Raw genomic sequence first — 4,790 nt, forward strand, 5'->3', positions numbered from 1 at the left:
CCCCCCCCGACGTGGTGTTCCTGCAAGAGGTGCTGGGCGAACATCAGGCACACGCCGAACGGCACCCGGCCGCGTGGCCGGCACTGTCGCAATATGAATTTCTGGCCGACACGCTGTGGTCCGATTTTGCCTACGGGCGCAACGCCGTCTATCCCGCAGGGCATCACGGCAACGCGATCCTGTCGCGCTACCCGATTGACCGCTACGAGAACCATGACGTCAGCGTGGACGGACACGAAGGCCGCGGCCTGCTTCACTGCGTGCTGCGCGTCCCGGGAAGCGCGCCGGTGCATGCGATTTGCGTGCATCTGGGTCTGCGGGAACGGCACCGCGGGCAGCAATTGAACCGGCTGTGCGAACTGGTTGGACGCGACGTGCCGGCCGACGAGCCGCTGCTGATTGCCGGCGACTTCAATGATTGGCGGCTTACCGCCGACCGCCTGATGGCCAGTTGCGGCACGCAGGAAGTCTTCACCACGCGCGTGGGCCGCCCCGCGCGCACCTTCCCCGCGCGATGGCCGTGGCTGCGGCTGGACAGGATCTACGTGCGCAATGTGCGCGACTGGCGGCCGGTGCCGCTGGCATCCCGAGTCTGGTCCCGGCTGTCCGACCACGTACCCATTTCGGCGGAGATCGCGCTATGACGACCGTTGATCTGGGGTGGCGGGAAGGCAACCGCTATACGCTGCTGGAGAACGGCGAGGCCTACTTCCCCGCCGTCCGCCGCGCCATCGATTCGGCCACGAGCGAAGTGCTGGTCGAAACGTTCATTCTGTTCGACGACAAGGTGGGCCAGGCGCTGCAGCAGACGCTGATTGCCGCCGCCCGGCGCGGCGTCAGCGTGGACGTGCTGGTGGATGGGTACGGGTCCGACGAACTGACGGACGAGTTCATCGGCGCCATGACGGAAAGCGGCGTGCGCTTTCACATTTTCGACCCGCGCCCCCGGCTGCTGGGCATTCGCACCAACGTGTTCCGCCGCATGCACCGCAAGACCGTGGCCGTGGACGGCCGATGCGCCTTGGTGGGCGGCATCAATTTCTCGGCCGACCACCTGCCCGACTTCGGTCCGCAAGCCAAGCAGGACTACGCGGTGCAGGTGGATGGGCCGCTGGCCGCGGATATCGCCGACTACGCCCGGGCGGCGCTGAAGCGGAATGCGCCGCGCCGTTGGCGGCGCCGGGCGGCGGCATCGGTGCCCGACGGCGATGGCGGCGGGCGGCTGGTCGTGCGCGATAACCAGGCCCATACCACCGACATCGAACGCTATTACCGCGCCGGCCTGCGTTCGGCCAAACACGACGTGCTGATCGCCAACGCCTATTTCTTCCCCGGCTATCGTCTGCTGCGCGACCTGATCAGCGCCGCGCGCCGAGGCGTGCGGGTGCGCCTGCTGCTTCAAGGCGAACCCGATGTGCTGGTGGCGCGGCTGGCCGCCTCGATGCTCTATGACTACCTGATGAGCGCGGGCGTCGAGATCTTCGAGTATTGCAAGCGGCCGCTGCATGGCAAGGTGGCTTGCGTGGACGACGACTGGTGCACCATCGGGTCCAGCAACCTTGACCCCTTGAGCCTGGCGCTGAACCTGGAGGCAAACGTCGTGGCCCGCGACACGTCGCTTAACCGGGCGCTGCGCGACAGCCTGGACCACCTGATCGAACAGGACTGCAAGCTGGTGCCGATGAGCCCCAAGCCCACGCGAGTGCTGCGGCGCTTCTGGGTGGGCGTGGTGGTGTTTCACTTTCTGCGGCGCTTTCCGGCCTGGGCCGGCGCGCTGCCTGCTCACAAGCCCAAGCTTCAGACCATCAAACCCGCCGCTCCCGGCGAAAGCGAGGCGGCATGAGAGTGTTCCGAACGAACTTCATGCGTTCCGTGCGCCACCGCTGGCCGCGCATCAAGAAGGTGCTGCCCTGGCTGATCCTGGCCCTGGTAGCGGGGCTGCTCTTCTATTTCGGGCGCTCGGTCGATTGGCCGCAAGTGTGGCAAGCCATGCGCCGCATTCCCGGCGACGCCCTGTGGCTGGCCGGCGGCCTGACGGTGCTTGGCTACCTGAGTTATGGCGTGCTGGACTTGCTGGGCCGCCGCTACACCGGCCACAAGCTGCCGATGCCGACTGTCGTGGGCGTGGCAGTCGTGAGCTATGCGCTGAACCTTAGCCTGGGGGTGCTGGTGGGGGGCCTGGGCGCGCGCCTGCGCCTGTATGCCCGATTGGGATGCCGCAAGGCGGTCGCCACCCGCGTCGCCCTGTTCGCAGCGGCGTCCAACTGGATCGGCTATGCCTGGGTGGCCGGCACGGTGTTCGTCAGCGGCGCCATGCCCGTGCCCGAGGGCTGGGATGTGGGTAGCGGCGTGCTTCGGCTGATGGGCGCCGCCATGCTGGCCGCAGGCGCCGGCTATGTGTGGGCATGCGCCCGCGCGCGCCGGCGTTCGGTTACCTGGATCGGGCAGCACGTCACATTGCCACGGGCCCGCATGGCGGTGCTGCAATGTCTGTTCGCCGGCCTGTCATGGATGTTCATGGGCGCCGTGGCGTATGTGCTGTTGCAGGGCAAGGCACCCTATCCCGTCGTGTTGGGCATTTTGCTCAGCGCCAGCTTCGCAGCGGTACTGACGCGCGTGCCGGGCGGGCTGGGCACCACGGAAGCGATCTTCATTGCCGTGCTGTCGCCCAAACTGCCGTACTCCGAGGTGCTGGGCGCGGCCCTGGCGTACCGGGCCTGCTACGCGCTGGCCCCCATGTGCCTGGCGTTGGCGGCATTCCCCTTGATGGAGGCCCGCATTGCGTGGCGCAAGCGCCATGCGGATGCAAGCGTGCCAGGCCACGGGAAACCTTCCCTGTAGCCAGCCCGGGCACGCCGCTTGCTGCTACCGCCGCCATGACAAAACACCCGTCCCCATCCGAGTCCGACCTGGTGGTCGCCTATCCCCGACGCGCCAACGCGTCGGAACATGAAATCGCGTCACAAGAAGCCCTGGCTTCGCGCCTGGCCGCGTTGCTGGGGCGCCGCTTCGAGCCGGGCTACCGGCCCAGCCTCTATCGGGATGCGCCGCCGCCCTACTACGTGCCCGACCGGACGATCATCGGCCTGGTCCGTGCCGCGCGGTTGGGCATCACGCGCGCCGCCGATCTGTATGGCGGCGTCGCCCCGCATTCCTTCGTCGCGGGGAAATCCATCACCCACGGGTTGCCGGACCCGCATTCCAAGGCGCCTAAAGCCTGGGTCGCCGGCCTGGCTGAAACCCTGCGCGACGTGGTGCTGACGGGATACACCGCCTTCACGCCGCAAGACGCGGAGGCCGCGGGCATGCGGCTGCTGAAACGCGGGCGGCTACGCCTCAAACCCCCCGATGGCACGGCGGGGCGCGGCCAAGTGGTCGTGCGCAACGCGGCCGAGTTGCACGCGGCACTGGCGAACCAGTCCGTCATGGCCATGCGCAGGCTGGGACTGGTGCTGGAGGAAGATCTGGAAGACGTCGCCACCTACAGCGTGGGCTGGTCCCGGGTGGGAAAAATGGAGATCTCGTACGTCGGCACGCAATCCCTGACCCCTGACAACGGGGGCGTATCGGTCTACGGCGGCTCTGAGCTGCGACTGGCGCGGGGCGGCTTCGACGCCTTGCGCGCCCTGGACCTTGCGCCCAGGGAGCGCCAGGCGGTAGACCTGGCCTGCCGCTACGACACCGCGGTGTCCACGGCCTACCCCGAGCTGTTCGCGTCGCGCCGCAATTACGACATCGCGTTCGGACGCGACGCCTCGGGACAAACGCGCGCCGGCGTTCTTGAGCAATCCTGGCGGGCGGGCGGCGCAAGCCTGGCCGAACTGGCGGCAATGCAGGCCTTTGCGTTGTCGCCCTCGCTGGGCACGGTCCGCGCCGCCACCCGCGAACGGTACGGCCAGAACCAGCCGCGGCCGATCCCGCAGCATCTGGTCTTTCATGGGAAGGACTCCGCCGTCGGCTATATCAGCAAATCAGGCGGCGTACTGGAGGATGCCGATGGCGGCGCATAGCGATCCCATCGCGCTATCGGTCGACGGCCAGGTGCTTGACGGCACGTTCCTGACGCCGGAAGACAAGGTGCCCGGCGTGCTGTTCATTCACGGTTGGGGCGGCAGCCAGGAATTCGACCTGTCGCGCGCCAAGGGGATCGCGGCGTTGGGGTGCGTGTGCCTGACCTTCGACCTGCGCGGCCATGCCGCCACCCGCCAACAGCAACTGCAAGTGACCCGCGAAGACAATCTGCGCGATGCGATGGCGGCCTACGACCGCCTGGCCGCGCACCCGTCACTGGACTCGGGGTCCGTCGCGGTAGTGGGCAGCAGCTACGGCGGCTACCTGGCCGCGCTGCTGAGCGGCCTGCGGCGCGTGCGCTGGCTGGCGCTGCATGTGCCCGCCCTATACAGGGACGACGAATGGCTACTGCCCAAGAACCAGTTGAACCGCGACGTGTTGCGCGCCTACCGCAACACTTACGTGCCGCCAGAGTCGAATCGCGCGTTGAAAGCCTGCGCGGAATTTTCCGGCGACGTGCTGATCGTGGAGGCCGAACACGACACTTTCATCCCGCATTCCACCATCATGAGCTACCGCTCCGCGTTCCGGCGGTCGCATTCGTTGACCCACCGCATCATTGATGGCGCCGACCACGCCCTGACGGAAAAATCCTCGCAGCGGGCCTATACGTCGATCCTGGTCAACTGGGTCACGGAAATGGTGACCGGCGCGCGGATGGGAGATCCGCGGCCGGCGCCTTGAGGCAGGCCGGGCCGTGCGGCCCGGCGCCGCGGCTT

Annotated in this window: 5 protein-coding genes; all 5 read left to right on the forward strand. The window is 67.8% G+C overall.

Features of this window, described 5'->3' with window-relative positions:
* Positions 1-644 (forward strand): endonuclease/exonuclease/phosphatase family protein (locus tag ACE039_RS19310; protein WP_485823098.1); only part of this gene is annotated, 644 nt, incomplete at its 5' end.
* Positions 641-1,843 carry a cardiolipin synthase ClsB gene (clsB, locus tag ACE039_RS19315; RefSeq protein WP_485823099.1) on the forward strand — a complete coding sequence of 401 codons (1,203 nt, stop codon included), beginning with the start codon at positions 641-643 and terminating at the stop codon, positions 1,841-1,843. The genes ACE039_RS19310 and clsB, both read left to right, overlap by 4 nt.
* Positions 1,840-2,841 carry a lysylphosphatidylglycerol synthase domain-containing protein gene (locus tag ACE039_RS19320; RefSeq protein WP_485823100.1) on the forward strand — a complete coding sequence of 334 codons (1,002 nt, stop codon included), beginning with the start codon at positions 1,840-1,842 and terminating at the stop codon, positions 2,839-2,841. The genes clsB and ACE039_RS19320 overlap by 4 nt, the downstream gene beginning before the upstream one ends.
* A gap of 35 nt (positions 2,842-2,876) precedes the next feature.
* Positions 2,877-4,010 (forward strand): DUF3182 family protein, encoded by a 1,134-nt coding sequence (locus tag ACE039_RS19325; RefSeq protein ID WP_485823101.1) that lies wholly within the window; start codon positions 2,877-2,879, stop codon positions 4,008-4,010.
* A complete protein-coding gene (locus ACE039_RS19330) occupies positions 3,997-4,755 on the forward strand; it encodes an alpha/beta hydrolase family protein (protein ID WP_105559162.1) in 759 nt (252 codons plus the stop codon). The genes ACE039_RS19325 and ACE039_RS19330 overlap by 14 nt, the downstream gene beginning before the upstream one ends.
* Positions 4,756-4,790 lie beyond the last annotated feature (35 nt).

This window comes from Achromobacter maghribensis, from assembly GCF_057334215.1.

What these genes read in the sequence shown, in the direction of transcription:
- ACE039_RS19330 (WP_105559162.1), top strand. Translation starts at nt 3,997, where the DNA reads ATGGCGGCGCATAGCGATCCCATCGCGCTATCGGTCGACGGCCAGGTG.
- ACE039_RS19325 (WP_485823101.1), top strand. Translation starts at nt 2,877, where the DNA reads ATGACAAAACACCCGTCCCCATCCGAGTCCGACCTGGTGGTCGCCTAT.
- clsB (WP_485823099.1), top strand. Translation starts at nt 641, where the DNA reads ATGACGACCGTTGATCTGGGGTGGCGGGAAGGCAACCGCTATACGCTG.
- ACE039_RS19320 (WP_485823100.1), top strand. Translation starts at nt 1,840, where the DNA reads ATGAGAGTGTTCCGAACGAACTTCATGCGTTCCGTGCGCCACCGCTGG.